The organism is Amycolatopsis pithecellobii (assembly GCF_009707865.1).
Taxonomy (GTDB): domain Bacteria; phylum Actinomycetota; class Actinomycetes; order Mycobacteriales; family Pseudonocardiaceae; genus Amycolatopsis_E; species Amycolatopsis_E pithecellobii.
In genome coordinates this window covers 44,916-71,505 of sequence record NZ_WMBA01000041.1, presented here as the reverse complement: position 1 = coordinate 71,505, position 26,590 = coordinate 44,916, and the positions used below count along the sequence as shown (strand labels likewise).

Below are 26,590 nucleotides of genomic sequence, written 5' to 3'. Positions count from 1 at the left end.
CGCCATCAAGGTCTCCCTCCCCCGCCCGACCCCGCAAGGAAACCTCGGCGAATCCGACACCTACGCCGGACAGCAATACGCCCCGCTGATGCAGCTGCGGCTACCCGAACCCCCGGCATCCTGATCTGTCCAGTGTGGACAGATGATTCATTCTGATTGGTCCGACCCATTCGGGGGTCACCCGGATGACTGTTTCATGATCAACGGGGGCGGGCACTGCCGTTAAAGTCCGCGCGATGACCGGACTTCGAGTGAGCTACCTTGGCGACCGCGCTCACCACGAACGGTTCGCGCGCGTGCTCGCGACGGCCGGCTCGTCCTTCCGCTGGGCGGGTTCGGATGCGGGCGCGGACATCGTGCTGACCGACGCGGGGTCCACTGTGGTCAGTGGCGTGTTTCTCGTCTGCTGCCCCTCCGACCGACCGCTGAAAGCGCTTCCAGCCGGTATCCGGGGCGTGCTGAACTGCACGGCCCCGGACCCGGCAGAACTGCTCGGGCTTGTCACGAAGATCAGCGGTCCGCGGTTGACGACCTTGGAAATCGAGGTGCTCTCCTGCGCGGCGGCCGGGATGACGCTCGAAGCGACCGCACAGCGGCTCGCGGTCACCCCGGGCGCCGGGCGGTCCCTGATGGACTCCGCGAGCCGCAAGCTCGGCGCCCGCACCAGGGCGAACGCCGTCGCGCTCGCCTTCCGGCACGGGCTCGTCCGCTGACGCAGCTCGTCACACCTCCGCGAGCAGAACCTCGATCCGCAGTTCCTCGCCGTCCGGGGAGAACTCCAGCGCTTCGACATTGCCCGCGGCGCGGAGGTCGCCGCCGATGGAGGTCAAGGTCTGGACCTGACCTGCCGGACCGGCGATCCGCACCGTTTCGACCGGTGACCGCATCGAGCGCTTCGCGTCACTCTTCGCCTTGCGGATCGCACTGATCGCGGTGCTGGCCAAGGTGATCACGTCCGCGTCAGCGGCGTCGGCCGACGACGGCACGGGCCACTCGGCGGTGTGCACCGACGAGTCGTGCCACCACGACCACGCCTCTTCCGTGCTGTAGGGCAGGAACGGCGCGAACAGCCGCTGCAACGAAGAAAGCGCTTTCCGCAACGCGAGCCGGGCCGACTGCGTCGAAGCGCCACCGTCCTCGTCATACGCGCGCTGTTTGATCAGCTCAAGGTAGTCGTCGCAGAAGAACCAGAAGAACCGTTCGATGCGCTCCAGTGCGGTGGTGTACTCGAACGCTTCCAGCGCCTCGGTCGCCGCGCGGACGACATCGTCCAAAGCGGACAGCATCGCCTCGTCGAGCGCCTCGGTGATCCGCGCGTCCGCGGCCGGCTCTGGGAAGCTCAGCGCGAACTTGCTGGCATTCAACAGTTTCGTCGCCAGCCGGCGGCCGATCTTCATCTGCCCCTGGTCGAACGCCGTGTCCGTACCGGGACGGCCGTTGGCGGCCCAGTACCGCACCGCGTCCGGACTGAACTCCTCCAGCAGCCCCACCGGCGTGACGACGTTCCCCTTGGACTTGCTCATCTTCTTGCGGTCCGGATCGAGGATCCAGCCCGAGAGCGCCGCGTGGTACCACGGCAGCGAGTCATTCTCCAGCTGCGCGCGCAGCACGGTGGCGAAAAGCCAGGTGCGGATGATGTCGTGCGCCTGCGGGCGCAGGTCCATCGGGAACGTCTGCGCGAACAGCTCCGGGTCCTCTTCCCAGCCGCACGCGATCTGCGGGGTGAGCGAAGACGTGGCCCAGGTGTCCATGATGTCCGGGTCACCGGTGAAGCCGCCGGGCTGGTTGCGCTGCTCGGCGGCGTACCCCGCCGGGGTATCCGACGACGGGTCGATCGGCAACGCGCCCTCGTCCGGCAGGATCGGCGCCGAGTAGTCGGGCTCGCCCGCCGAGTCCAGCGGGTACCACACCGGGAACGGCACGCCGAAGAACCGCTGGCGGCTCACCAGCCAGTCACCGTTGAGACCGCGGACCCAGTCGTCGTAACGGGCCTTCATGTACGCCGGGTGCCACTGCAGCTCGGCACCGCGCTCCAGCATCACGTCCTGGTGCTCGATCGACTTGATGAACCACTGCCTGCTGGACACGATCTCCAGCGGCTTGTCACCCTTCTCGTAGAACTTGACCGGGCGCACCGTCTTCTTCGGCTCGCCGTCGAGGTCACCGCTGTCACGCAGCATCCCGACGACCCGCTCACGCGCGGTGTGCACCGTCGCACCGACGAGTTCGGCGTAAGCCTTGCGGCCGGGCTCGCCGTCCAGCCCGACCGGCGGGTCGGCCAGAATCCGCCCGTCGCGGCCGATGATCGTGCGCGTGGGCAGTTTCAGCTCACGCCACCACTGCACGTCGGTCAGGTCACCGAAGGTGCAGCACATCGCGATCCCGGCGCCGCGGTCCATCTCGGCCGCCGGGTGGGCGACCACCGGCACCTCGACACCGAACACCGGCGAGGTGACCGTCTTGCCGAACAGGTTCTGGTACCGCTCGTCATCCGGGTGCGCGATCAGCGCGACACACGCGGGCAGCAACTCCGGGCGCGTGGTCTCGATGTACACCGGCTCGCCATCCGGCTTGTGGAAGCTGATCCGGTGCCAGGCGCCGGCGTACTCGCGGTCCTCCAGCTCCGCCTGTGCGACCGCGGTTCGGAACCCGACATCCCACAGCGTCGGCGCCTCTGCCTGGTACGCCTCGTTGCGCGCGAGCAGCCGCAGGAACGCGCGCTGTGAAACACGCTGCGCGTGCCGGCCGATCGTGGTGTACGTGCGCGTCCAGTCCACCGACAGGCCCAGCCGCTTCCACGTCGCCTCGAACGCCTTCTCGTCCTCGGCCGTGAGCAGCTCGCACAACTCGATGAAGTTACGGCGCGAGATGTTCTGAACCGGCCGCTCGCCCTTCTTCACGATCGGCTCCGGCGCGACGAAATCCGGGTCGTACGGCAGCGACGGCTCACAGCGGACGCCGTAGTAGTTCTGCACCCGGCGCTCGGTCGGCAGGCCGTTGTCGTCCCAGCCCATCGGGTAGAACACCTGCTTGCCGCGCATCCGCTGGAACCGGGCGACGATATCGGTGTGCGTGTAGGAGAAAACGTGGCCTACGTGCAGGGAACCGCTGACGGTCGGCGGCGGTGTGTCAATGGAGAACACCGCGGCTCGCGTACCAGGAGCGCGGAACCGGTACACCCCGGTCTGCTCCCACTGGTCCGCCCACTTGACATCCAGACCGTCCAGCGCGGGCCGGTCCGGCACGTTCGGCGTGGTCTCGGACACGCGCTATGCCACCTCATCTACTACGAAAGCACCTGGTTCTTCGAATGCATACAGCTTAACGGGGTGCGCCCAGCGACTTTTCCGGTAGGCAACTTGTCCAGCAATCACGGCTGATCGTTGACCGGATCGGACAGGTTGGCCAGCGAAACCGGTCACTGTTGCCAGTCGCATCGGCTTCCGAGCAGTCTTTCTGCATGAACCTCAGCGAGCTGCACCGCCTCATGCTGGTCGCGCGCCGGATCGACGAGGAGGCGATCGCCTTACAGCGCCAGGGTGTGCTGCCTGGTTATGCGCCGATGAAGGGCCAGGAGGCGGCGCAGGTCGGCAGTGCGGCGGCACTCGACCTCGGCCGCGATTTCGCCTTCCCCACCTACCGTGACCTGGGCGCGGCCGTCGCGATGGGGGTCGACCTGGCCGGCTACCTCGCGAGCCACCTGAACATCTGGCACGGCGGGCTGTACGACCCGCGGGCGTCACGGCTCGCCCCGTTCAACGCGGTCGTCGGCGGACCGGTGACGCACGCGGTCGGCTGGGCGATGGGCGCGAAGCTCGATGACACCGGCGGGGTCGCGCTCACGTATTTCGGTGATGGGGCCAGCTCGCAGGGTGACGTGCACGAGGCGATGAACTTCGCGGCGGTCTACCGGCTGCCCGTGGTGTTCTTCTGCCAGAACAACGGCTGGGCGATCTCGGTCCCCACCGAACGGCAGGTCGCGGGCGGATCCGTCGCCGCGCGCGCCACGGGGTACGGGATCGAGGGCGTGCGGGTCGACGGCAACGATGTGCTCGCGGTCTTCGACGCGACGCGTGAGGCGGTGGCACGCGCACGTGACGGCGGCCCGCCGACGGTGATCGAGGCGATGACCTACCGGATGGGGCCACACTCCACTTCGGACGATCCAGGGCGGTACCGGCCCCTGGAAGAGGAACAGGCATGGAGCGAACGGGATCCAGTTGCTCGCGCCGGCGCGCAACTGTCCACAGTGGAGGTTGCCGCGGCTGAGGCACATGCCGCGGAGGTCGTCCGCCAGGTTCGGGAACGGCTGACCGCGCTGGGCGATCGACCGCGTGAGGAGCTGTTCTCGTTCGTCTACCGCGAGCCGACGAAAGCGCTGCTCGAGCAGCAGCGAGCCTGGCGGGAGTCGGCTGATGCCTGAGTTCTCCTTGCAGCAGGCGCTGAATCTCGCGCTGCGGCACGCCTGTGAGGACGACGACCGGGTGCTGATCTTCGGCCAGGACGTCGGCAGGCTCGGCGGCGTGTTCCGGGTGACCGACGGGTTGCAGGCCAAGTTCGGGGACCAGCGTGTGTTCGACACCCCGCTCGCCGAGGCCGGCATCATGGGCATGGCCGTCGGGCTCGCGATGGCGGGCTGGCGCCCGGTGCCGGAAATCCAGTTCGACGGGTTCAGCTACCCGGCCATCGACCAGATCGTCAACCAGGTCGCGCGCATGCATTACCGCAGTCGCGGCGTGCTCGCCATGCCAATCACCTTGCGGCTGCCCAGTTTCGGCGGCATCCGCGCGCCCGAGCACCACAGCGAAAGCCTGGAAGCGCTGTTCGCGCACGTGCCAGGGCTCAAGGTGGTCTCACCGTCGTCACCGGGCGAGGGATACCACCTGCTGCGTCAGTCGATCGCCGATCCGGACCCGGTGATCTTCATGGAGCCGAAATCCCGTTACTGGCACAAGGAATCCTTCGACCCGGCGGTGCCTGCCGAGCAGCCTCCCGTTGGCACCAGCCGGATCGTGCGGGCGGGCAGGCACGCGACGTTGATCGCGTGGGGTGCCATGGTCGCTCGGTGCCTGCAGGTCGCGGAGCTGGCCGCCGAGGACGGCGTCGAGCTGGAAGTGCTGGATCTGCGCTGGCTCAAGCCGATCGACGCGGACGGCCTCGCGGAGTCCATCTCGCGCACGCGGCGGGCCGTGGTCGTGCACGAGGCACCGTTGACCGCGGGTCTCGGCGCCGAAGTGTCCACTTTGGTCACCGAACGCTGCTTCGGTGCGCTACGAGCGCCCGTCCAGCGCGTCACCGGGTTCGACGTGCCCTACCCGGCCGGCGCGCTCGAAGACGAGTACCTGCCCAGCATCGACCGGATCTTGACCGCCGTGCAGACCACTTTGGAGTATCGCCATGGCTGAGGTGACCTTTCCGCTCCCCGATCTCGGCGAGGGCCTGATCAGCGCGAAGGTGCTGACGTGGCTGGTCGCCGAGGGCGACTGGGTCGAGCGCAACACCCCGCTGGTGGAGGTGGAGACCACGAAGTCCGCGGTGGAAGTCCCGTCACCACAGTCCGGTCGCGTCCAGCGGCTGCACGTCGACGAGGACGGTGAACTGTCGGTCGGCGAACCGCTGGTCACGTTCGCTGTCGACGACGAGCAGGCCGGCATCGTCGGCACCGTGCCTGCCGAGAAGAAGCCGACCCGCCGCGTCCGTCTTTCCTTGCCGGAGGACTGATGTTCGCGATCGCCGCAGATGGCACCAAAATCTGGTACGAGCACGTGCCCGGCCCGCAACCGGTGTTGCTGGTACACGGTTTCGCGTCCGACAGCCGTCGCACTTGGACGGACACCGGCTGGCTTCGCGCACTGGCTGAGCACGGCTACGTGACAGTGGATCTGCGCGGCCACGGGCAGAGCGGCAAACCGGCCGGCGGGTACACGCCAGAGAACCTGGCCCGCGATCTGATCGCCGTCCTCGACGCCGCCGGTTTGTCCACTGTGGACGTCGTTACGTACTCCATGGGCGGACTCGTCGCCTGGCAGCTTCCGCCCGAGCGGACGCACAAGATGGTGCTCGGCGGGATCGGCCTGCGGCCCGCCACTCGGGAAGACTTGGAGCGGGTACAGGAAAAACTGGGCGGCGAGGACCTGAGCGCCTGCATCGACGGCATGGCGGGCAGCCGGATCGAGGGTACGGCGAAAGTTCCGGTGTTGTTCGCCACCGGGGACGCCGACGAGTTCGCGGCCGGGGCGCCTGAACCCTTTGTGTCCCTCGGCAACCGGCACCATTTCAACGCCGTCTCCAGCCGCGTCTTCAAACAAGCCGCCCTCGAATTCTTCCGGAGATACTGTGCTGATGGTTACCAAGCCGACCGGCAGTCACGGCGATCGGCCGAACGCAGGCCGGCCGCCGGTTGGGCAGGTGGGCCTACTTTAGGTCGGCTTGGTAACGTGTATCCGCGCATCCGTACCGCGCTCGACGACGTGCCCGCCTATGTGCCGGGGAAGGCGGGCGCGGGGCTGGTGAAGTTGTCCAGCAACGAAAACCCGTTCCCGCCGCTGCCCGGGGTGCTGGAACGGGCGACCGCCGCGGCGGCGAGCCTGCACCGGTACCCTGACCTCGCCGCTACCGAGCTGACCGGGCAACTCGCGGAATTCCTTTCGGTACCCGCGGATTTCCTCGCGATCGGCACCGGGAGCGTCGGCGTACTGCAGCAGATCGTGCAGTCCGTGGCGTCCGTGGGCGACGAGGTCGTCTACCCGTGGCGGTCCTTCGAGGCGTACCCGATCACGACCCGGATCGCGGGTGCGTCGGTCGTCGAAGTACCACTCGACGCGGACGCCCGTCTCGACCTGAAAGCGCTTTCGGAAGCGGTTACCCCACGCACCACCCTGGTTCTCGTGTGCTCGCCCAACAACCCGACGGGTCCCGCTGTCCGGCGGGACGAGTTCGCGGCGTTGCTGACGCGAGTTCCCGAGGACGTGCTCGTGGTGCTGGACGAGGCATACGTCGAGTTCGTCCGTGATCCCGAAGCCGTGAACGGCCTGGATTTCCTTGCCGCACACCCGAATCTGTGCCTGCTGCGGACGTTCTCGAAGGCCTACGGGCTGGCCGGGTTGCGGATCGGGTTCGCTATCGCGCACCCGCCGGTCGCGGCGGCGATCCGGAAGTGCGCGGTGCCGTTCGGGGTTTCGACGATCGCGCAGCTCGCGGCGATCGAATCACTGCACAGCCATGCCGCGATGCGGGAACGTGTGGACGCGGTCGTCGCGGAACGCACGCGCGTGCGGGACGCGTTGCTCGGCCAGGGCTGGCCGGTGCCGGAGACCGAGGCCAACTTCGTGTGGGTGCCCACGGGCGCCGCGACGGCGGAGTTCGCCGCGGCCTGCCGACGATCGGGTGTGCTCGTGCGGCCGTTCGCCGGCGAAGGTTGCCGGGTGACCGTCGGCGACCCGAAGGAGAACGACCTCTTCCTCGCCGCCGCGCGGAATGTTGACGAGCCGGTGACAACGGTCATGCTGGCTGCATGGACGGCACAGAACTGCGGGCGTTACAAGCGCCTCTGAAAGACCGGTATCGGGAATCCCCGGACAGCGCCGTGGTCACCATGAAAGCCGAGGCCGACCTGTCCGCGACCGGCGTCTCGTGCAAGGTGCGCACGGGGCAGGCGCTGGTCGAGGCGGGTCTGCACCCGGCAGCCGGCGGTGACGGCACGCTGGCTTGCTCGGGCGACATGCTGCTGGACGCGCTCGTCGCCTGTGCGGGAGTCACGCTGCGCGCGGTCGCGACCTCGCTCGGCATCCGGCTGCGCGGTGGCACCGTCCGCGCCGAGGGTGACCTGGACTTCCGTGGCACGCTCGGCGTCGACCGGCTCGCCCCGGTGGGTTTCCGTGCGATCCGCCTGTCCTTCGAGCTGGACACCGACGCCGACGCCGACCGGCTCGCGACGCTCGAAAAGCTGACGGAACGGTACTGCGTGGTGCTCCAGACGCTGCGCAACGCGACGGAAATCAGCGCGGACTTCGGGTAGCGGAGGCGGCCCACCCCCTGCGAAGGCCGCCTCCGCGGGTCTCACTGCTGGACGTGGTTCGGGTCCATGTACACCGCTTCCCAGTTGTGACCGTCGAGATCGTGAAAGCTGCGGCTGTACATGAAGCCCATGTCCATGGGCTCGTTCGCCACCGTGCCACCGGCCGCGAGCGCCTTGTCCACCAGCTCGTCGACCTGTTGCCGGCTGTCCGCGCTCAGCGCGTTGATCACCTCGATCCCGGTCGCCGTGTCAACGATGTCTCTGCTGGTGAAGTTCTTGAAGAACGGCTCGGTCAGCAGCATCACGTAGATCTCTTCGCTGATCACCACACAGGCCGCGTTCTCGTCGGTGAACTGGGGGTTCAGCGAGTAGCCGAGCTCGGTGTAGAACCGCTGCGCCCTGCCCAGGTCCTTGACGGGCAGGTTGACGAAGATCTTGGTGGACATCGGGCCTCCAGGTGTTGTCGGTACCAGGACAGACCCGCGTCACCACGGAAACTCATCGCCTCAGCAGTAATTGAGCATGTCGGTCAGCGCGGCCTTCTCCTGAGTCGTGACGGTCAGCTGGTAGAAGTGCTTGACGGTGATCCAGTCCGTCGCGTACGCGCACCAGTCCGTTTTCAGCGGCGGGCGCCATTCGTCGGGCGCCTTGTCCCCCTTGGCCTGGTTGACGTTGTCCGTCACGGCCCGCAACTGCGGGTGGGTGAGATCGTTCGCAAACTCCTTGCGATGGTCGGTGGTCCACGACGCCGCGCCGCTTTCCCAGGCCTGACCCAGCGGAACCGTGTGATCGATATCCACATCGGACGCTTTGGTCCAGGTCCCCCCGTCGTAGGGGCTGTGCCAGGTCCCGGATGTCGGGCGGCACTGGTCGTCCGTGCGCACGTCGTCACCGTCCCGTTTCAACACGGTCTCGCGAGTGTCACATTGCCCGGAAACCGTGGCCCAGTGGGGAAATTTCTCCCGCGAGTAGCCGCCCATCCCGGTGCGGGCCTTGACCGTGAGTTCGGCCAGCTCGACTCCCGCGGAGGTCGTTTTCGACGGCTGCACCTGGGTTGTGAGCATGCCCGGCCGGCACGCCGTGACCAGCAATCCCACCAGCACGGCCACGGGCAACCACTTTTTCACGCTGTACCTTTCGGGGCTCGGACGCCGAGGATGGCCAGCAGCCCGGCGATGAGGACGACGACGATTCCGGCCATGCCTGCCCGTTGCGTACCGAACAGAGCGATGAAGCCGCTGAACATGAGCGGGCCGAGGAACGACACCGCGCGTCCGGTGGTGGCGTACAACCCGAACGCCTCACCCTCTCGCTCCGGCTCGACGATGCGGGCGAGGAACGTCCGGCTGGCCGACTGCGCGGGGCCGACGCAGGTGGCGAGTGCGAGGCCGCACACCCAGAACGTGGCCTTCCCCGGCAGCACCACGAGCGCGGCACCGAGCACGACCAACGCCGTCAGCGACGCGACGATGACCGTCTTCGGGCCGGCCCGGTCGTCCAGCCGCCCGCCGAGCAACGCGCCGATTCCCGCGGTGAGGTTGGCGGCGATCGCGAAGATCACCACCTCGCTGGAGCTGAACCCGAACGTCCCGGCGGCCACCACACCGCCGAACGTGAAGATCGCGGCGAGCCCGTCGCGGTAGACGGCGCTCGCGATGAGGAACCACAGTGTCCGCCGCTCGGCGCGCCACATGTTCGCCAATCTCCGGCCAAGTACGACGTAACTGGCGAAAAAGTTGCGGCGTGGCGGTTCGCCCGACGCGGGCGCCTCGGGCACGAACAGGAACAGTGGCAAGGAGAACAGGCCGAACCAGACCGCGGCGAAGAGCGCTACGACGCGGATGTTCAGCCCGTCCCGCGAAGTGACCCCGAAGAGCCCGACCTCGGGCTGGATGAACGCGAACAGCACGATGGTCAGCGCGATCAGACCGCCGAAATACCCCATGGCCCAGCCGAACCCGGAGATCCGGCCGACGGTGCGGCGTACGGAAACCTGAACGAGCATCGCGTTGTAGTTGACGGTGGCGAACTCCGCGAACACGCTGCCGATGGCGATCAGCACAATGCCCGGCAACAGGTAGGACGGGCTGTCGCGGACGAAGAACAGCCCGGCCATGCTCAGCACCACGATCGCGGTGTGCACGCCGAGCAGGAGTTTGCGGCAACCACCGGCGTCACTGCGCTGGCCGGTGACGGGTGCCAGCACCGCGACGCACACGCCGGCGATCGTCAGGCCCACCCCGAGATCCGCGGAGCCGCTGTCCGGGTCGGGCGCGACGGCTTTCGTCAGGTAAACGGTGAAAACGAAGGTGAGCACGATGGCGTTGAACGCCGAGGAGCCCCAGTCCCAGAATGCCCAGCTGATCACCCGGCGCCGGCTCGGCACCTCTTCGGCTGTGGTCACGGCGAAATAAGACCTCATCGACCACACGATGATCAAGCCGGGGGGTGGCTGCCCCTTGACTTCGCTCGGGCACCGTCTGCACACTGGATTCACTGAATGGCACAGCGGTTTCAAATAGTCCCCCAGCGCAAGGAGACGGTGATGGCTGTCGGATTCCGGTCATTCCTGCAAGTCGCGCCCGGTCAGCAGCTGCTCGCCACCGTCATCGACCACCTCGGCAAGTGGCTCGCCAGCAAGGAGATCCACATCGAAGCCGGTCGTCCAGGGCAGTACGTGCTCGATCACGACGATCTGGTCACGGTCCTGAACGAGCCGGCGGGCGGCGGCCGGTTGTACCAATGGCGGCGCCAGCACCCGGACGCCCAGCCACGCGATGTCTGGCGCACCACCATCACCGTGCTGGAGCGGCCCGAGGAGCAGGGCTGGATCTGGACCGAGATCGAAACCCGGGACGACTGCACCGCGCTCGGGGAGGCGCCGTTCAACCGGTGCATGTCGGTGCCGAGCGTGCTGCGCGGGCTGCTCGCCGAGCTGCAGGTGTGTGACGGCCGGACGGAGACGACGCCGAGCCCGCAGTGGGTCACCCTCGGGCACCTGCCGGATCTGATGGACTACCTCGCCGACGAAACCCGCCGCGGGCCGGTGTACATGATCAGCCAGGGTCAGCAGCCGAGCGACGAGTTCGAACGCTGGGCGCGCGAGGTCACGTGGCATCTCGTCGGGCTGGGAAGCGCTTTCCTGCTGGAGCCGGGCGTCGAAGCAGGCTTCAACGAGATGGTGGGCAACTCGCACGCGGTCCCGCCCGCGACGATGCGCACCTACCTGCCGGATGTGGACCTCGACAGCCCGGAAGATCCGCTGCGGCACCGCATCCTGGGCCGCACCCGGATCACGGCCACCGACACCCGGCGTCTCGCCCGCATGCTGGGCCGCGCCGAGCGCGATCGTGCCGCCAGGGCCCCGATCCCGGCCGAGGTACGGGAATTGGTCCGGACCTACGAACCGACGCCGGTGCCGGTTTCCTGGCGGGACCAGCAGCGGCTGGTATTGGAGCTACAGGCGGAGAACGAGCGGCTGCGTGAGGCCCTGAGGACCAGGCCGCACCTGCACGTGGCGCGACAGCACGAACTGACCGCCTCGTAACCACGCAAGCAACGGTGCCCCCGCCGGTCCCGATGGCGGGGGCACCGGTTCCACGTCGCCAGGAAGTCGACGTACCGTCCATTTCGGACGTCCACTCCGGACACACGGCCCGGCGGAGCACCTGAGCTCAGCGTCGTCTGGGCATGGACACGCGGCTCAGGTCGGCGGCGACGACCACGTCACCGCCGAAAATTTCGCGCGCTTCTTCGTAGAACTTGGTCGGATCGTCGTAGCGTTGCGAGAAATGCGTGAGCACCAGCTTGTTCACTTTGCTTTCCGCCGCGACCTGCGCCGCCTGCCTCGCGGTGAGGTGCCCGTACTCCTCCGCCAAACGCGCGTCGTCATCGAGGAAGGTGGATTCGATCACCAGCATGTCCGCGCGGTCGGCCAGGTCGTAAACGCCGTCGCACAGCCGCGTGTCCATCACGAAGGCGAACCGCTGGCCGCGCCTGGCGACGCTGACCTGTTCGAGCGTCACGGTCCGGTTGCCCAGCCGCAGCGAACCGGCCCGTTGCAACTCACCGACCTCGGCACCGGTGATTCCGAAGCGGGCCAACAACTCCGGCATCATCCGCCGCCCGCCCGGCTCGACCAGCTGGTACCCGAAGGACTCAACCGGGTGGTCCAGGTGCCGCGCGCGCAGCTCGCCGAACTCCCCGACCGCGATCACGCCGTCGCGCGACACGGGCTCCTCCACGATCGACGCCGTCTCGTGAAAAACACTCGCATGCCGCAGCCGGGTGAAAAACTCCTGCCCGGACGCGGGGTAGTGCGCGTGCACCGGGTGCCGTACCTCGTCGAGCGACAGGCGTTGCACCACACCGGGCAGGCCGAGGCAGTGGTCGCCGTGAAAGTGGCTCAAGCAGATCCGGGTGATCGCGGAGGCCGGCACTCCGGCGAAAAGCATCTGCCGCTGGGTGCCTTCGCCGGGGTCGAACAGGAACCCGTCGTCATCCCAGCGCAGCAGGTACCCGTTGTGGTTGCGGGTTCGGCCGGGCACCTGGCTCGCGGTTCCCAGCACCACCAACTCACGGACGGACACTCTCGGAGGTTACTGCGAACCGCCACCGTCCGAGACCTGACCGGCTGACCCAAGCTTCGGGACACGCGTCCGGAAAAAATCCGAGCGCCCGTGTCGATCCGGAGGGAACCCGTTCGACGCCTTGGTGAAAGCACCTCACAACGAAGGAGCAAGACGATGCGATTCATGGTCCTGATCAAGGCGAACAAGGACAGCGAAGCCGGTGTCATGCCCAGCGCCGAGCTGCTCGAAGCCATGGGCCGGTACAACGAAGAGCTGGTCAAAGCGGGCGTGATGCTCGCAGGCGACGGGCTGCACCCCAGCTCGAAGGGCGCCCGCGTGCGATTCGAGGGCGACCAGCGAACCGTCATCGACGGGCCGTTCGCCGAGACGAAGGAGCTGCTCGCGGGGTACTGGATCCTCCAGGTGAAGTCGCGCGAGGAAGCCATCGAATGGGTCAAGCGCATCCCGAACGACCCGACCCGCCCGGACGAGGTGTCCGAGGTCGAGATCCGGCAGGTGTTCGAGGCCGAGGACTTCGGTGACGTCGCCACGCCCGAGATCCTCGAACAGGAAAAGCGGTTGCGAGAACAGCTCGGCGGTAACTGAGTTGCCCGATTCGTCCATAGGTGGTGTGCTCGGGGGCCGTGACGGCCTCCGACACTCACCGGGCGATCGACGCGGTCTGGCGCATCGAGTCGGCGAAGATCGTCGGTGCGCTGACCCGCATGGTGCGCGATATCGGCCTGGCCGAAGAACTGGCGCAGGACGCGCTGGTCGCCGCGCTGGAACAGTGGCCGGAAGCGGGCGTGCCGGGGAATCCGGGCGCGTGGTTGATGACCACCGCGAAACGCCGGGCCATCGACCGCATCCGTCGTGACCGGACATTGGCGCGTAAGCAGGAGGAGCTGGGGCGCGAGCCGCCTGTCGAAGAACCCGGGCACGAGCCGGACGAGGTCGACGACGACGTGCTGCGGCTGATGTTCACCGCATGCCATCCGGTGCTGTCGACCGAGGCACGGGTCGCGCTCACGTTGCGCCTGCTCGGCGGGCTCACCACCGACGAGATCGCGCGCGCCTACCTGGTCGCGGAACCGACTGTGGCGCAACGGATCGTGCGCGCGAAACGGACCCTCGCGAAGGCGAATGTGCCATTCGAGGTGCCCAGTGGTGACGAGCTGGCGCCGCGGCTTTCCTCGGTGCTGGAGGTCGTGTACCTGATCTTCAACGAGGGTTACTCGGCGACCGCCGGCGACGACTGGATGCGGCCCGGCCTGTGTGAGGACGCCATGCGTCTCGGGCGGATCCTGGCGGCGCTGGCACCGGCGGAAGCCGAAGTGCACGGGCTGCTGGCGCTGATGGAGATCCAGGCGTCCCGCGCGCGAGCCCGGTCCGGCCCCGATGGCGAGCCGATCCTGCTGCTGGAGCAGAACCGCGCGCTGTGGGACCGGTTGCTGATCGGGCGTGGGTTGCGTGCGCTCGCACGGGCGGAGGAGCTCGGCGGCGGTCCGTACACGGTGCAGGCCGCGATTGCCGCCTGCCACGCCCGTGCGGCCCGCCCGGAGGACACGGACTGGGTCCGGATTTCCGCGCTGTACGAGACATTGGCCCAGCTGATGCCGTCACCGGTCGTCGAGCTGAACCGGGCCGTCGCGCTGTCCATGGCTTTCGGCCCCGAAGCCGGGCTGGCGCTGGTCGACCAGCTGGCCGATGAGCCGTCGATGCGCCAGTACCACCTGCTGCCCAGTGTCCGTGGCGATCTACTGGCCAAGCTCGATCGCCGGCCGGAGGCGCGCGCAGAGTTCGAACGCGCCGCCGCCCTGACGCGCAACACCCGGGAACGCGAGCTGTTGCTCAACCGCGCGAAGGACTGCGGCTCGCTACCGGACTGAGTCCGCGCGCTCGCGCGCCGCGAGGATGTCCGGCATCCGGTGCTCGAGCAGGCCGATCAGTTCGAGCACCTTACCGGCGAGTTCGCGGCCCAGTGGCGTCAGGCTGTACTCGACGTGCAGCCGGTTGGTCGTTTGCACGTCACGCAGGATGAGCCCGTCGTGCTCGAGCGCGTGCAGGGCCTGCGCCAGCATCTTCTGGCTCACCCCCTCGACGCGCCGCGCCAGCGCGTTGAACCGCATCGGCCCGTCGGCCAGCGCGCCGAGCGCGAGCATCCCCCACCGCCCGGTGATGTGGTCCAACGTGGGCCGGGACGGGCATTGGCTGGAGTAGACGTCGTACTCCTGGTCCTCGGTTTCCACAGCACTCATGATACCCAAGTCACACCAGTATCCAATCCGTTGCGGTTTCCAAAAGTTACTGCAAGGCTGTGGTAACCGCCCGACTGAGGAGAGGCCTGGACATGCTCAACCGACGTTCGTTGATCACCAACAGCACCGCCGCCGCGTTCGGTGCGCTCGCGATGACCGCCGTCGCCAGCGGAACCGCCGAAGCGACCCCGTACCCGCTCGGCGGGCACCAGCCGTTGCCGGACCCGGCCGTCACCCCGGTCCCCAACCCGCCGTACCCGAAGAACCTCACCGCCACCGAGCGCAGGCACCTCCAAACGTTCGATGACCTGGACTTCCAGATTTTCAGCAACGCCGAGTGGTCGCGGCTCGGCGAGAGCCACGCGCGCACCATCCGCGTGCACTGGCCGGACGGGCACTACACCGACGGCATCGACAAGCACCTCGACGACTTGAAAGCCATGTTCGTCTGGGCGCCGGACACGCACATCCACTCGCACCCGTTCCGCATCGCGAAGAACGAACTGACCGCCGTCACCGGCGTCATGCAGGGCACGTTCAGCCGGCCGATGCCCGACGGCAAGGGCGGTTTCATTCAGCCGACCGGCAAGAAGTACTCGATCAGCATGTGCACCGTGGGAATCTGGAACCGCCAGGGCACCATGGACGAGGAATTCCTGTTCTGGGACAACCTGACCTTCAACCAGCAGCTCGGGCTGGCCTGATCACGAGGACTGCAAGGGTTTGTCGATCAGCGTCGTCGCGCCGGATTCGACGGCCTTCTTGGGCCGGCGCTCGCGGAACAGCCAGCCGCCGACGACCCCGGCGATGAAACCGAACAGGTGCGCCTGCCAGCCGATGCCCTCACCGGCGGGGATCAGCAGTGAGAACTGGTAGGCGAAGCACAACGCCATCACCAGCCCGATCACGAGGTCGATGGGGCGCCGGTCGAACAGCCCGCGCACGATGATGTAACCGAAGTAGCCGAACACGACACCGCTGGCGCCGGCCCCGACCGTGCCGGCGCCGGAGGTGAACCACGCGCCGAGCCCGCTGCCGATGACGATCAGCGCACTCACCCCGAGGAATTTCTTCACCCCGCGATAGGCGGCGAGGAACCCGAAGATGAACAACGGTCCGGAGTTGCCTTCGATATGCGCCCAGCTGAAATGCAGGAACGGGGCACTGAAAATTTCCGGCAGTGAGCCGGGCTCCCGGGCGCGGATGCCGTAATCGAAACTCAGCTCGTAGCCCAGCGCGGCGTTGATGATCTGCACGATCCACAGCACCATGAGGATGCCGACCATGACCCACAGCGCTTTGCGAGCTTCGGCAAGCAGCGCTTCGGCTTCCTCGCCGCGCGGCATGCTCATGCTGGCCTCCCGTGTCCGCTTTGAGCAAAGAGTAACGGAGGGTCCCTACTTACGGCGGATACCTCCTGGGAAAATCGGGGCTAATGTTGCGTCGCGTGAAACGTCTCGTGGCCCTCGCGGCGTCCGCATTGACTGTGGCTTCGATGATGGCGGCGACGCCCGCGTCGGCGGCCACGGAGTCCATCACCTGGGGTCCGTGCACGGACCCGGCGCTGGTCGCGGCGGGCGGTGAATGTGGTTACCTGCCGGTCCCGGTGGACTACGACAATCCCGGGGGCGCGAAGATCCAGCTCGCCGTCGGGCGGGTCAAGCACAAGGTGGCGGATTCGCAGTACCAAGGCGTGATGCTGACGAACCCGGGCGGGCCTGGTGGGTCCGGGCTGTACTTGGCGGCGCGGGGTTCGAAGCTGCCGGACCACGCGGGGGACGCCTACGACTGGATCGGCTTCGACCCGCGTGGCGTCGGTTCGAGCAAGCCCGCGCTTTCGTGTGATCCGTTGTACATGGACTACAACCGGCCGAACTACCTTCCGCTCACTCCGCAAGTGGAACAAACTTGGCTGCGGCGCTCGAAGGATTACGCGGGCGCGTGCGCGAAGAACAATGATCCGGCGCTGTTACAGCACATGAAGACCGTCGACACGGTCAAGGACATGGACTCGATTCGCGCTGCGCTCGGTGCGCAGCAGGCGAATTTTTACGGCTATTCGTATGGCACTTATCTCGGGCAGGTGTACGGCACCCTTTTCCCGAACCGCGTGCGCCGTATGGTTCTGGATAGTAACGTGGACCCGCGTTACGTTTTCTATCAGGCGAATTTGAACCAGGATATTGGTTTCGATCGCAATATCCGGATCTGGTTCGACTGGGTGGCGAAGTACGATTCGGTTTACCATCTTGGTGGCACCGGCGATGCGGTGAAGAACGTTTTCGACGAACAGCTTGCGAAGCTCTCCTTCCAGCCGGCGGGCGGTGTCATCGGCCCGGACGAGTGGCTCGATGTGTTCCAGCAGGCTTCGTACTATCAGATCCGCTGGCCGTCGCTGGGTGATGCCTTCGCGAAGTTCGTGAACCAAGGTGATTGGCAAACCATGAAGTCGCTTTTCGAGACCTTCGGCGGTCGTGGTGACGACAATGGTTTCGCGGTTTACCTTGCTGTTCAATGCACTGACGTACAGTGGCCGACAAACTGGAACCAGTGGCGCTTCGACAACTGGCGCACTTTCACGCAGGCGCCGTACTTCACTTGGCAGAATGCCTGGTACAACGCACCATGCCTGTACTGGCCGGCGAAAGCCGGTACACCGGTGCGCGTCGACGGCAGCAAGGTGCCGAATGTGCTACTGATTGACGAGACGCTCGATGCGCCGACGCCCTATGAAGGCAGTCTCGAAGTCCGCCGCCGCTTCCCCGGTGCGGTCCTGATCGCCGAACCGGGCGGTACAAGCCACGCCATAACCCCGCGCGGCAATTCCTGTGTGGACGACAAAATCGCGGACTACCTGCTGACCGGAAACCTCCCGGCGAGAAAACCGGGCAACAAAGCGGACGTAACCTGCACCCCCCTACCACAACCAACCCCACCAACGACAACAGCACAAAGCCGCCCGACCACCCACTCAAGATGACGTCGTGGCAGTGGGCGGTGGGTCCGTTGGTTGGCTTTCGTGACACGGCGGCGGTTTTGTGGGTGGAGCGCCTCGGGGCTTGACCGTTACCCCGGGTAACACTTACGTTCGTTCCCATGCAGACGGTGGTCTCCGGTGGCGTCCGGCTCGCGGTGTTCGAGGAGGGGCCTGCGGATGCGCCGACAGTATTGCTCGTGCACGGTTACCCTGACACACACCAGGTGTGGGACGACGTGGCAGCCGCGCTTTCGGGGCGCTTCCACGTGGTCCGCTACGACGTCCGGGGCGCGGGTCAGTCCGATGCTCCACGGAGCACGGCCGCATACCAATTGTCCCAGCTCAAAGATGACCTCTTCGCCGTCATCACCAAGCTGAGCCCGGACCGCCCGGTGCACATTGTCGCGCATGACTGGGGGTCCATCCAGGCGTGGGAAGCGGTCACCGAACCGGGCGCGCACGAGCGGATCGCGTCGTTCACGTCGATTTCCGGGCCCTGCCTCGATCATGTCGCGTACTGGGCACGCCGTAACCGCAGCCCGAAGCACCTCCGCAAGGTTCTCGCCCAGCAACTACGTTCCTGGTATATCGCGGCATTCCACGTGCCGATTGTCCCGGAACTGTTGTGGCGCACCGTCATCGCGCGGCGCTGGCCATCGTTCCTCAGCCGCGTCGAGGGCGTGCCACCGCGCCCCGGCCATCCCGCACCCACGATGTCATCCGACGCGGCACGCGGAGTTTCCTTGTACCGGGCCAACTTCCGCCACCGGTTCACGAAGCCGCGCGAACGGTACACCCAAGTCCCCGTGCAGGTGATCGTGCCGACCCGCGACCGCTACGTCACCCCGGCCGTCACCGAAGGCCTCGAACGATGGGTACCACGCCTGTGGCGCCGGCGTCTGCACGCCGGCCACTGGTCAACCCTGTTGCGCGAGGGCACGCAGGTCGCTCGGATGGTGACCGAACTGATCGACCACCTCGACGGCGCACCCGAACCACGCGGCCTGCGCCGAGCCCGCACCGAGACCCCGCCGCTGGTCGTGGTCACCGGCGCGGGCAGCGGGATCGGACGCGCCACCGCGCAAGCGTTCGCCGCCACGGGCGCGGAGGTCGTGGTGTGTGATCTCGACGAGGACGCGGCCCGCGCCACCGGTGGGCATGCCTACCAGGTCGACGTGTCCGACGAGGCGGCCATGCGCAAGTTCGCCGACGAGGTGATCGCCCAGCACGGTGTACCGGACATCGTGGTGAACAACGCCGGCGTCGGCCACGCGGGCAGTTTTCTTGATACCACAACAGAAGAGTGGCAGCGGGTGCTCGACGTCAACCTGTGGGGCGTGATCCACGGGTGCCAGGTGTTCGGGCAGGCGATGGCCGAGCGCGGCGAGGGCGGGCATATCGTCAACGTCGCGTCCGCAGCCGCCTACCTGCCGCTGAAATCACTCGCCGCGTATTCGACGAGCAAAGCGGCGGTGCTGGCACTCTCCGACTGCCTCCGCGCCGAGGTGAGCGGCCGAGGGATCGGCGTGTCCGCGATCTGCCCCGGCTTTGTGGCCACGAACATCACCCGCACCACCACGTTTTCCGGTGTGGACGCGGCCGAGCAGGAACGCAGGCGGGCCGGCGCCACGAAACTCTACCGCCGCAGGAACTTCGGCCCGGAAAAGGTGGCGGCGGAAATCCTGCGTGCGGTGGCCACCGGGAAAGCGACCGTCCCAGTCACCGCCGAGGCGAAGGCGGGCCTGGTCCTGTCACGCATTTCCCCGGCGGCATTACGCGCCGCGGCCCGGCACACGTAGTCACCGCCGCGCCCCTCCGTGCGACCGTCGCATGTGGACTGTCCACCTCGGCTGTCCGGCCTCGCCGGGACGCCGCCTAGGATGACTGACCATGGAGCACATTCACGCGGGCAAGGTTCGTGACCTCTATCGCGACGGCGAGGACATCCTCCTGGTCGCGTCCGACCGGGTCTCGGTCTACGACGTGGTTTTGCCCACTCCCGTACCCGGCAAGGGCGCGCTGCTCACCCAGCTGTCGAACTGGTGGTTCGAGTACTTCGGCGCGGTCGTGCCCAACCATGTGCTCTCCACCACCGACGTGCCCGAGGAGTTCGCGGGGCGCGCGGTCCGCTGCCGGCCGTTGAAAATGGTCCAGGTCGAGTGCATCGCACGCGGCTACCTGGCCGGGCTCGGCCTGCGTGAGTACCAGAAGTACGGCACGGTTTCCGGTGTCACGCTGCCGCCCGGGCTCGAAGAAGGCAGCAAACTGCCCGAGCCGATCTTCACCCCCACCACGAAAGCCAGCGAAGGGCACGACGAGTTCATCACGTTCGACGATGTCGTACAGCAGGAAGGCCGCGAAACCGCGGAGCGGCTGCGCGAGCTGACCCTCGAGATCTACCGCCGGGGCGCCGAACACGCGGCAAGCCGCGGAATCATCGTCGCGGACACGAAACTGGAGTTCGGCTGGGATTCCGCCGGTGTGCTCACGCTTGGCGACGAGGTACTCACCTCGGACTCGTCCCGGTTCTGGCCGGCGGACCAGTGGGAGCCCGGCCGGCCGCAGTACTCGTACGACAAGCAGTTCGTCCGCGAATGGTCGACAAGCACGGGCTGGGACAAGACCGAGCCGGGCCCGGAGATTCCCGCGGACGTCGTCGAAGCGACCCGTCGCCGGTACGCGGAGGCCTACGAGCGGATCACCGGCAACAGCTGGGCAGCCTGAGTCCACAGTGGACTGCATGGCTGCCCAGCCGGTGCGCTACCGGTAAGTGTCGACGACGGCCCCGTTGGAGAACCAGAACGTGATCCACCCGTGCACGAAGTCGTTTCGCCGCCCGCCGTCGATGCCGTATTCATCGGACGTCGGATAGCCGAGGGCACTGCGTTCCCAGCCCAGCGACGCCCACTTCTGCCGGATGAGACCGTAGATCGCGGACGCGGGAGTGGACGGGCTCCAGTAGATCGACGCCGCCTTACTGAAATGGTTGTAGCGTCCGAAACCGTCCGGAGTGGTCGACTCGTCGGTCACCGGATAACCCATCGGGCCTGTTTCCCAGCCCGTCGCGGCCCACTTGTCCCGGATCGCGCCGTGGATCGACCACGGGCCTGCCGACGGAGTCCAGTAGATCGAGCCGTCATTGCTGAAATGGTTGTAGCGCCCGATCCCGTCCGGGGTCCCGAGTTCGTCGGTCACGGGATAACCGAGCGGCCCCGTTTCCCAGCCCAGCGCGGCCCACTTGTCCCGGATCTGGCCCTGAATCGACCACGCGCCCGTCGCGGGCGTCCAGTAGATCGACGCGCCATCGGGACGTGAGAAGTGGTTGAACTTGCCCACACCGTCCGGAGTGGTCAGTTCATCCGTGACCGGGTAACCCTGCGGCCCCGTCTCCCAGCCCATCGAGGCCCACTTACCCCGGATCGCGCCCTGGATGAAATGCGCGCCGGTGCCGGGCGTCCAGTAGATCGACGCACCGCCCGAGCCCGCGAAATGGTTGTACCGGCCGACACCGTCCGGTGTCCCGCTCTCGTCGGTGACCGGGTAACCCAGCGCGCTCGACGGACCGCCGATCGACTTGTACTTGGCGAGGATGTCGCCGATCACCACATGCGGACCGGTGGCCGCGGACCAGTAAATCGAGCCACCGCGGAAGTCCTGCGCCTTACCGCCGTCCGCCGTCGGGTACTGAGCCGAAACCGGATCGCTCAGCACCGAACCACGCGCGCCACCGATCTTGTTGTAGTAGTCGGTGATCGGATCGGTATTTCCTTTCAGGGTCACGTATTGCGCGCCCTGCCCGTCATCACCGGTGATCTCGTACACCGCTGTCGCCGGGTACGCGTCCGTCGGCGTGAAGGTCACACTCTGCTGCAGCGAATCACCAGGAGGAATCGACTGGAACTCGCCCAGCGGATCGTCGGTGTGGAACACACCCGCCGGTGCCTTGGCCTTGGTGATGGTCAGCGGCACGGTCCCGGTGTTGGCCACGGTGAAGGAAAGCGTCACCGACTGTCCAATCGGGACAGTGTGATAGTCCACCACGGCGGGATCGAGCGTCAGCTCCGGCTTACCGGTCAGCGCGGTACCCGTGATCGGCACCGTCACCGAACCCTGGTTGCTGGACACCGTCAGCTGAGAGCTTTCGGGTGTCCCGGCGTCCGTGCCTTGCGTCGGCTCATAGGTGACGGGGATCGTCACCGAAGCCCCGGCTGCCAGCACCGTTCCGGAAGCGGGCAAGTTGTCCGCAGTGAAGGACCCGGTCGGCACGGTCACGTCGCTGATGGTCTCGGCTGTGGTACCGGTGTTGAGGATGTTGACGCTCAGTTCCTTGGCCGCTCCGGTGCGCACCTGTCCGAAGTCGAGTGACGGCGGCGTCGCACCCAGACCGGGTTGCGTACCCTGTCCGTGCAGGTCCAGCGCGGTGTCACCGACGTTCGTCCGGAACGTCAGGCTTCCCGTCGAAGCGCCCCAAGTCGTTGGCGTGTAAGAGATCGGCACGCTCAGCTGCTGACCATTGAGCAGATTCACCGGCGTGGCAAGCGAAGTCGTGAACGGCGCATCCGCGGCCACGCTGTTCAGCGTCAGGTCGCGGTTCGCGGTCACCGTGACCGTCGTGTCCTTTGTGGACCCGACGGCGACCGAGCCGAAGTCGTACGGTTTTGTCGCCAGCACCGCGGTGGTCGGCCGGCCGAACCCGAGGACCTTCCCGTCGCGCGTGCCGACATACACGCGGCCGTTATCCGTGGCAGGCACGGAAAACTTGACCGCGGTGCCGATCGGTGCGGAGTAACGCATCTTCAGCACACCGTTGACCGGAACCGGGTCATACGCGCGCAGCTGCGCGTTCGCCCCGTTCGGACCGGTGCTGTAGACGACCCAGACGAGCGCCGAACCCGACGTGGTGCCCGTCGAGGTGATCACCGGCGAACCCGAGGTGTAGCCGAAGTTGTCGCTCGTCGTACCAACGGAAGTCAGCGACGGACCGTTCGCCGAGTACTTCAACGCCCGCAACGGCCCGTTGCTGCCGACGACGTAGACGTAACCGCCGTCGCCACCCCAGAATCCGGGCCGTCCCCACACGCCCTGGAACGGGCCGGTCATGCCGACGACCGCGTCGCCACCGTTCGGGCCCTGCCCCGCCCCGCCGAGGTGGTCGGCGTCGAGCAGGTAGATCCGGCCGTCCTTGCCGACTTCGACGACGAGTCGGGGATGCGCCGTGGTGCCGAAGTCCGCCGGCAGCGCCATCGGGCCGCCCGAGCCGAGGTCGGCGTCGTCCTGGTTGAGCTTCGTGTTGTCGTGCGGGCTGAAGAAGCTTTGCGGGGTAAGGGATCCGTCATCGTTGACGCCGAGGCGCACCATCGACTCGCCCAGCGTCGCCGGCGGGTCCTCGCCGGGACCGGGCGCGGGCGCGACGCCGTTGCCGGTGGCGAAGATGATCCGGCCGGGGCCATCGGAGACCAGACCGGAGCCCGCCTGCCAGATCCCGCCTTCGTCCGAAGCGGACGCTTCGGTGGCCCACATAGTGGTCTGGGCCCCGGTCGAGGCGTTGACGCCGACGATGTAGCCGACGTAAGGCGTGTAGTCGCAGTGGCTGGCGAACCCGGCGTAGACCACGCCGTCAAGGAGCAACAGGCCGGGCCGCTGCATCGCGGTCATCGGGTTGAACGGCACGTTCGGGTTGTTGGTCGGCGAGCCCTTGATCGCGGTCGGGAACCCCGCGCGCTCGGCGCCGTTGCGTGCGTCCAGCGCGTGCAGGTACCAGTGCGGATGCTGCGGATCGGGGCCGTCATTGACTTTCGCCGTCAGGTAGACGGTGCCGGTCGACGGGTCGTAGACGGGCGTCGACGTGACGCCGATGGTCGGCACCAGGTCACCACAGCTGACCGTCGAAACGGGCCAGGCTGGGCCGAGGTTGAGGCTCCAGCGCTGCGCACCCGTCACCGCGTCGAGCCCGTAGACCTTGTTGTTCTCTGTGGCGGTGATCACCACGCCGTTCGCGACGACCGGCTGGGCATAGACCTGGCCATCCACGTTCGCGGCGAACAGTTGACCGAAATCGGCCGCGCCTACCTGCGATGGGACCAGACCGGCCTCGTCGTCATCCCAGCCGTTACGCAGGGCATTGTGGCCGGCAGTCGTGTTATCCGCGGACGCCACGGGAGCGGCGCCAAGGCCGACCAGAATGGCAACAACGGACAACAACAGAATCCGAACAGGCAGACACTTTCGGGTCGACAAAACGCCTCCGTAACCCCCACTAGGCGCAACACCCCGTCACGCCGTCCCCCGGGAGAGACTTCGCTATATGACCCGATCGTGTTACATACCGACATAACGGATAGATCACGAACCTCGGCAGGTCGCTACGCTGGACGCATGGCATCCGCGAACGAAACTGCTGTCGAGTTCTACTGGCGCCCGGGTTGCGGGTTCTCGATGATGCTCCGGGCACACCTGGAACGCGCCGGCTTGCCGTTACACGAGGTCAATATCTGGGAGGACGAGACGGCCGCAGCACGTGTTCGCGCGGTTGCGGACGGCAACGAGACCGTGCCGACGGTTTTCGTCGGACCGGCGGCGATGGTCAACCCGGACATCGACCAGGTGCTCGCCGCCGTCCGCGAGCATGCACCGCAGCTGCTCGACGCCCGCACCAAGTAGTAACCCTGGACCTGCACTTGAGACCTCGCGTGGTCTCCCGTTAGGCCGGTTGCGGAATGTCGCGAAAATCAGCGCCTAACCTTGTTCAGCGACACGGTCAGTGATTTCCGCACTTTTTCCGCACCCTGACACGTCACGGACTGGCGGGCTACGCTAGAAATACCCTCGGCGCTTTCCCCCGTTCGAAAGGTATGTCCGGTGAACGACGAAGTGTCGGTGGCCGAGCTGCTCGAACGCGAGGGCTGGGGTGGGCCCGCTCGCAAGTCCAACGGGCGCATGCGGATGACCGCCGTGATGCTCGCTGTGGTGCTGGGCTGCGGGCTCGCCGCACTCCTCGTCCACTTCGGATCGAAGGAACCGCAGGCCGATTCACCGTCCGTGTTCAACCTGCCACACCCGCCGACGGGTGGGCTCGCGGGCGGCGGAGTTGCTGTCACACCAAGTGGTTCCGAGGTTACTGCGACCAATAAGACCATCGTGGTGACCAACCAGGCACCCGGCGCGGTCGGTGCGGGCATCAACGAAATCCCGCGCACACACCGCGCGGGCGAAAGCGAAACGCAGACCGTCACGGTCACCGATTCCGCAACTCCCGGGCATGATGATTCGACCGCCGGTCCTTCGGTCACCACAACTCCGACGAGCAGTAGCCAGCCGTCGAATTCGACATCGAAAACGTCGAGCACGGCACAACCGAAACCGTCATGCCTGCTCGTTATTTGCTGGTAAAATAAAATAGCCGAGGCAGGCTCGAAAAAGCCCCAGAGTTGGGCGGTCATCCCGTCGCCTGACAAAGGAACAATCACTTTTGCTCAGGGCCGCAACAGGCGCCGGGACCGCCGCCCGAGAACACAAAGCTTGCGGCCCTGAGGAAAAGTGATATTCGAAAACCGCAGGCGACGGGATGACCACTCAACTCGACCACCTTGCCAAGGTGAGGTCCCGTTGGGCCAGTTATCCCGGAGCCTGCCCGCCGGCGAGGCATTCTTTTGATCTTGAAGTCGCGCTTCGCGCGATGCCCTTCGGGCTCTGGCGGTTGTCCGGGCGCTGGACGCCCTCGTTCTCGAGTGGGCCCACCCCCGCCCCGATCTGTGAGTGTTCGCGGACGGGGGTGGGTATGGGCGTTGGGCCCTGCTCGCTTCGCATCGACGGCCGCCGGTTTTCGCGGTGGGGCGTGGCCGGTTGGGCCCTCTCGGTTTTCGTTGACGGCCGCCGGTTTCGTGGATGGCGCAACGGTTTCCTACGCAACCACCGCCGACGGCCCGCACCACCGCCAACAACCCACCCGCTACCGCCGCAAAAGCTCGATGATCCGTGCGAACTGGTCCAGGTAGCCGGAATTCACCGTCACGTAAGAAATCCCCAGCTCTGCTCGCCAGCGCCGCAGGGTCTCCGCGCCCTGCTCGGGTGTGCCCGGCAGCACGGTGACCGCACCGGCGGCGGCCAAGTCCGCCACGGTCGCGCCGACGAAGCGTTCCAGCCACGGCGCAGGGTCGTCGCCAACGGCAAGCAGGTTCACCGCCAGCTCAACGTCATCCAGTCTGTCACAACCCGCCCGAAAACTGTCCACAATAGACCGCGCATCGGCTTCGGTGGTGCGTGGCAGCCAAGCCATGGTCACGATATCAGCTTCCCGCCCAGCCAATTTGATCATTTTCGGCCCACCGGGAGCCAGCAGCAACGGCGGACGATCGGGCTGCTTCTTCAGGAAATCAATGGTCTCTACCAAATGCGAGTACCGATGGTCCCAAGAACCCCCAAGCGCCACAACACGTTCAGCGGCATCCGGGCGCCCGGTACCGAGACCCAGTTCAAATCGCCCGCCGGTGAACTGGTGTAGCGAGCGTGCCTGCCAGTCCAGTAAACGCCGGTCCCGGAACTTGTCCACCGCGACGAAAGTGCCGACATGCAAACGTTCGGTCACCGCGGCAGCAGCGGACATGATCGTGAACGGATCCAGATTTACCTGCGGATCAGGCGACACCAGGGTGTCATAACCGGCAGCTTCTGCCCTGCGCGCGAGGGCGGTCCAGGTGGCGAGATCGGTGCCGGTACCGACCACACCGAACCGGAAGGCTCGATCAGTCATGAACCGATGGTGACTCGT

The 26,590-nt window shown here is 66.7% G+C and carries 25 protein-coding genes; 16 read left to right on the top strand and 9 right to left on the bottom strand.

The window, feature by feature from the left end; genetic code table 11:
• The first annotated feature begins 4 nt into the window (after positions 1–4).
• Both GKO32_RS40615 and GKO32_RS23900 read left to right on the top strand, forming a co-directional pair.
• Positions 5–124 carry a DUF4387 family protein gene (locus tag GKO32_RS40615; RefSeq protein WP_376765995.1) on the top strand — a complete coding sequence of 40 codons (120 nt, stop codon included), beginning with the start codon at positions 5–7 and terminating at the stop codon, positions 122–124.
• Positions 125–236: 112 nt separating this feature from the next.
• The gene (locus tag GKO32_RS23900; protein WP_154759124.1) at positions 237–713 is read left to right on the top strand and encodes a helix-turn-helix transcriptional regulator; all 477 of its coding nucleotides are present in this window, start codon (positions 237–239) and stop codon (positions 711–713) included.
• Between the two features lie 9 nt (positions 714–722).
• On the opposite strand, the gene valS is transcribed toward GKO32_RS23900, so the two are convergent.
• Positions 723–3,266 carry a valine--tRNA ligase gene (valS, locus tag GKO32_RS23895; protein ID WP_312868449.1) on the bottom strand — a complete coding sequence of 848 codons (2,544 nt, stop codon included), beginning with the start codon at positions 3,264–3,266 and terminating at the stop codon, positions 723–725.
• 194 nt (positions 3,267–3,460) lie between these two features.
• Here valS and GKO32_RS23890 point away from each other — a divergent pair, with 194 nt between their 5' ends.
• Genes GKO32_RS23890 through GKO32_RS23870 form a run of 5 tightly spaced genes read left to right on the top strand, consistent with a single transcriptional unit; the run spans position 3,461 to position 8,017 of the window.
• Entirely contained in the window at positions 3,461–4,423 is a 963-nt protein-coding gene (locus tag GKO32_RS23890; protein ID WP_166459705.1) for a thiamine pyrophosphate-dependent enzyme, read from the top strand.
• The gene (locus GKO32_RS23885; protein ID WP_154759123.1) at positions 4,416–5,405 is read left to right on the top strand and encodes an alpha-ketoacid dehydrogenase subunit beta; all 990 of its coding nucleotides are present in this window, start codon (positions 4,416–4,418) and stop codon (positions 5,403–5,405) included. The genes GKO32_RS23890 and GKO32_RS23885 overlap by 8 nt, the downstream gene beginning before the upstream one ends.
• Complete coding sequence (locus GKO32_RS23880; RefSeq protein WP_154759122.1) at positions 5,398–5,721, top strand: biotin/lipoyl-containing protein; 324 nt, start codon at positions 5,398–5,400, stop codon at positions 5,719–5,721. Before GKO32_RS23885 ends, GKO32_RS23880 begins: the two co-directional genes overlap by 8 nt.
• The gene (hisC, locus tag GKO32_RS40245; RefSeq protein ID WP_154759121.1) at positions 5,721–7,553 is read left to right on the top strand and encodes a histidinol-phosphate transaminase; all 1,833 of its coding nucleotides are present in this window, start codon (positions 5,721–5,723) and stop codon (positions 7,551–7,553) included. Before GKO32_RS23880 ends, hisC begins: the two co-directional genes overlap by 1 nt.
• Positions 7,514–8,017 (top strand): OsmC family protein, encoded by a 504-nt coding sequence (locus tag GKO32_RS23870; protein WP_154759120.1) that lies wholly within the window; start codon positions 7,514–7,516, stop codon positions 8,015–8,017. Before hisC ends, GKO32_RS23870 begins: the two co-directional genes overlap by 40 nt.
• A 41-nt stretch (positions 8,018–8,058) precedes the next feature.
• On the opposite strand, the gene GKO32_RS23865 is transcribed toward GKO32_RS23870, so the two are convergent.
• The 3 genes from GKO32_RS23865 to GKO32_RS23855 are packed head-to-tail and all read right to left on the bottom strand — an operon-like array spanning position 8,059 to position 10,439.
• Positions 8,059–8,463 (bottom strand): VOC family protein, encoded by a 405-nt coding sequence (locus tag GKO32_RS23865; RefSeq protein WP_154759119.1) that lies wholly within the window; start codon positions 8,461–8,463, stop codon positions 8,059–8,061.
• Positions 8,464–8,523: 60 nt separating this feature from the next.
• Positions 8,524–9,081 (bottom strand): HNH endonuclease family protein, encoded by a 558-nt coding sequence (locus tag GKO32_RS23860; RefSeq protein WP_154759137.1) that lies wholly within the window; start codon positions 9,079–9,081, stop codon positions 8,524–8,526.
• Between the two features lie 59 nt (positions 9,082–9,140).
• Entirely contained in the window at positions 9,141–10,439 is a 1,299-nt protein-coding gene (locus GKO32_RS23855; RefSeq protein WP_154759118.1) for an MFS transporter, read from the bottom strand.
• A 123-nt stretch (positions 10,440–10,562) separates the two neighbouring features.
• Between GKO32_RS23855 and GKO32_RS23850 the strand changes: the two genes are divergently transcribed.
• The gene (locus tag GKO32_RS23850) at positions 10,563–11,564 is read left to right on the top strand and encodes a hypothetical protein (protein WP_154759117.1); all 1,002 of its coding nucleotides are present in this window, start codon (positions 10,563–10,565) and stop codon (positions 11,562–11,564) included.
• Between the two features lie 127 nt (positions 11,565–11,691).
• Here GKO32_RS23850 and GKO32_RS23845 read toward each other — a convergent pair whose 3' ends face one another.
• A complete protein-coding gene (locus tag GKO32_RS23845) occupies positions 11,692–12,606 on the bottom strand; it encodes a ribonuclease Z (RefSeq protein WP_312868448.1) in 915 nt (304 codons plus the stop codon).
• Between the two features lie 156 nt (positions 12,607–12,762).
• Here GKO32_RS23845 and GKO32_RS23840 point away from each other — a divergent pair, with 156 nt between their 5' ends.
• Both GKO32_RS23840 and GKO32_RS23835 read left to right on the top strand, forming a co-directional pair.
• The gene (locus tag GKO32_RS23840; protein WP_154759116.1) at positions 12,763–13,194 is read left to right on the top strand and encodes a YciI family protein; all 432 of its coding nucleotides are present in this window, start codon (positions 12,763–12,765) and stop codon (positions 13,192–13,194) included.
• 38 nt (positions 13,195–13,232) lie between these two features.
• Entirely contained in the window at positions 13,233–14,477 is a 1,245-nt protein-coding gene (locus GKO32_RS23835) for a sigma-70 family RNA polymerase sigma factor (RefSeq protein ID WP_312868447.1), read from the top strand.
• Here GKO32_RS23835 and GKO32_RS23830 read toward each other — a convergent pair.
• Positions 14,466–14,846: a winged helix-turn-helix transcriptional regulator gene (locus GKO32_RS23830; protein WP_154759115.1), complete on the bottom strand. Its 381-nt coding sequence runs from the start codon at positions 14,844–14,846 to the stop codon at positions 14,466–14,468. The genes GKO32_RS23835 and GKO32_RS23830 overlap by 12 nt on opposite strands.
• A 92-nt stretch (positions 14,847–14,938) precedes the next feature.
• Between GKO32_RS23830 and GKO32_RS23825 the strand changes: the two genes are divergently transcribed.
• Positions 14,939–15,550, top strand: coding sequence for an ester cyclase (locus GKO32_RS23825; RefSeq protein ID WP_154759114.1), 612 nt, complete (start codon positions 14,939–14,941; stop codon positions 15,548–15,550).
• On the opposite strand, the gene GKO32_RS23820 is transcribed toward GKO32_RS23825, so the two are convergent.
• Entirely contained in the window at positions 15,551–16,198 is a 648-nt protein-coding gene (locus GKO32_RS23820; protein WP_154759113.1) for a rhomboid family intramembrane serine protease, read from the bottom strand. It lies immediately after the preceding gene.
• A gap of 95 nt (positions 16,199–16,293) precedes the next feature.
• On the opposite strand from GKO32_RS23820, the gene GKO32_RS23815 reads away from it, so the two are divergent.
• The 3 genes from GKO32_RS23815 to GKO32_RS23805 all read left to right on the top strand — a co-directional run bounded on the left by GKO32_RS23815 (position 16,294) and on the right by GKO32_RS23805 (position 20,547).
• A complete protein-coding gene (locus GKO32_RS23815; RefSeq protein ID WP_312868446.1) occupies positions 16,294–17,826 on the top strand; it encodes an alpha/beta hydrolase in 1,533 nt (510 codons plus the stop codon).
• A gap of 116 nt (positions 17,827–17,942) precedes the next feature.
• Positions 17,943–19,622 carry an SDR family oxidoreductase gene (locus GKO32_RS23810; protein WP_154759111.1) on the top strand — a complete coding sequence of 560 codons (1,680 nt, stop codon included), beginning with the start codon at positions 17,943–17,945 and terminating at the stop codon, positions 19,620–19,622.
• Positions 19,623–19,713: 91 nt separating this feature from the next.
• A complete protein-coding gene (locus GKO32_RS23805; RefSeq protein ID WP_154759110.1) occupies positions 19,714–20,547 on the top strand; it encodes a phosphoribosylaminoimidazolesuccinocarboxamide synthase in 834 nt (277 codons plus the stop codon).
• A gap of 36 nt (positions 20,548–20,583) precedes the next feature.
• Here GKO32_RS23805 and GKO32_RS23800 read toward each other — a convergent pair whose 3' ends face one another.
• Positions 20,584–24,021, bottom strand: coding sequence for a choice-of-anchor D domain-containing protein (locus GKO32_RS23800; RefSeq protein WP_166459704.1), 3,438 nt, complete (start codon positions 24,019–24,021; stop codon positions 20,584–20,586).
• 177 nt (positions 24,022–24,198) lie between these two features.
• Between GKO32_RS23800 and GKO32_RS23795 the strand changes: the two genes are divergently transcribed.
• Together GKO32_RS23795 and GKO32_RS23790 are read left to right on the top strand one after the other, a co-directional pair.
• Entirely contained in the window at positions 24,199–24,483 is a 285-nt protein-coding gene (locus GKO32_RS23795; protein WP_154759108.1) for a glutaredoxin family protein, read from the top strand.
• Positions 24,484–24,681: 198 nt separating this feature from the next.
• Positions 24,682–25,212, top strand: a complete 531-nt coding sequence (locus GKO32_RS23790) for a hypothetical protein (protein WP_154759107.1) — start codon at positions 24,682–24,684, stop codon at positions 25,210–25,212.
• Between the two features lie 559 nt (positions 25,213–25,771).
• On the opposite strand, the gene GKO32_RS23785 is transcribed toward GKO32_RS23790, so the two are convergent.
• On the bottom strand, positions 25,772–26,572 hold the full coding sequence (locus tag GKO32_RS23785) for an LLM class flavin-dependent oxidoreductase (protein ID WP_154759106.1): 801 nt from the start codon (positions 26,570–26,572) through the stop codon (positions 25,772–25,774).
• Between the last annotated feature and the right edge of the window lie 18 nt (positions 26,573–26,590).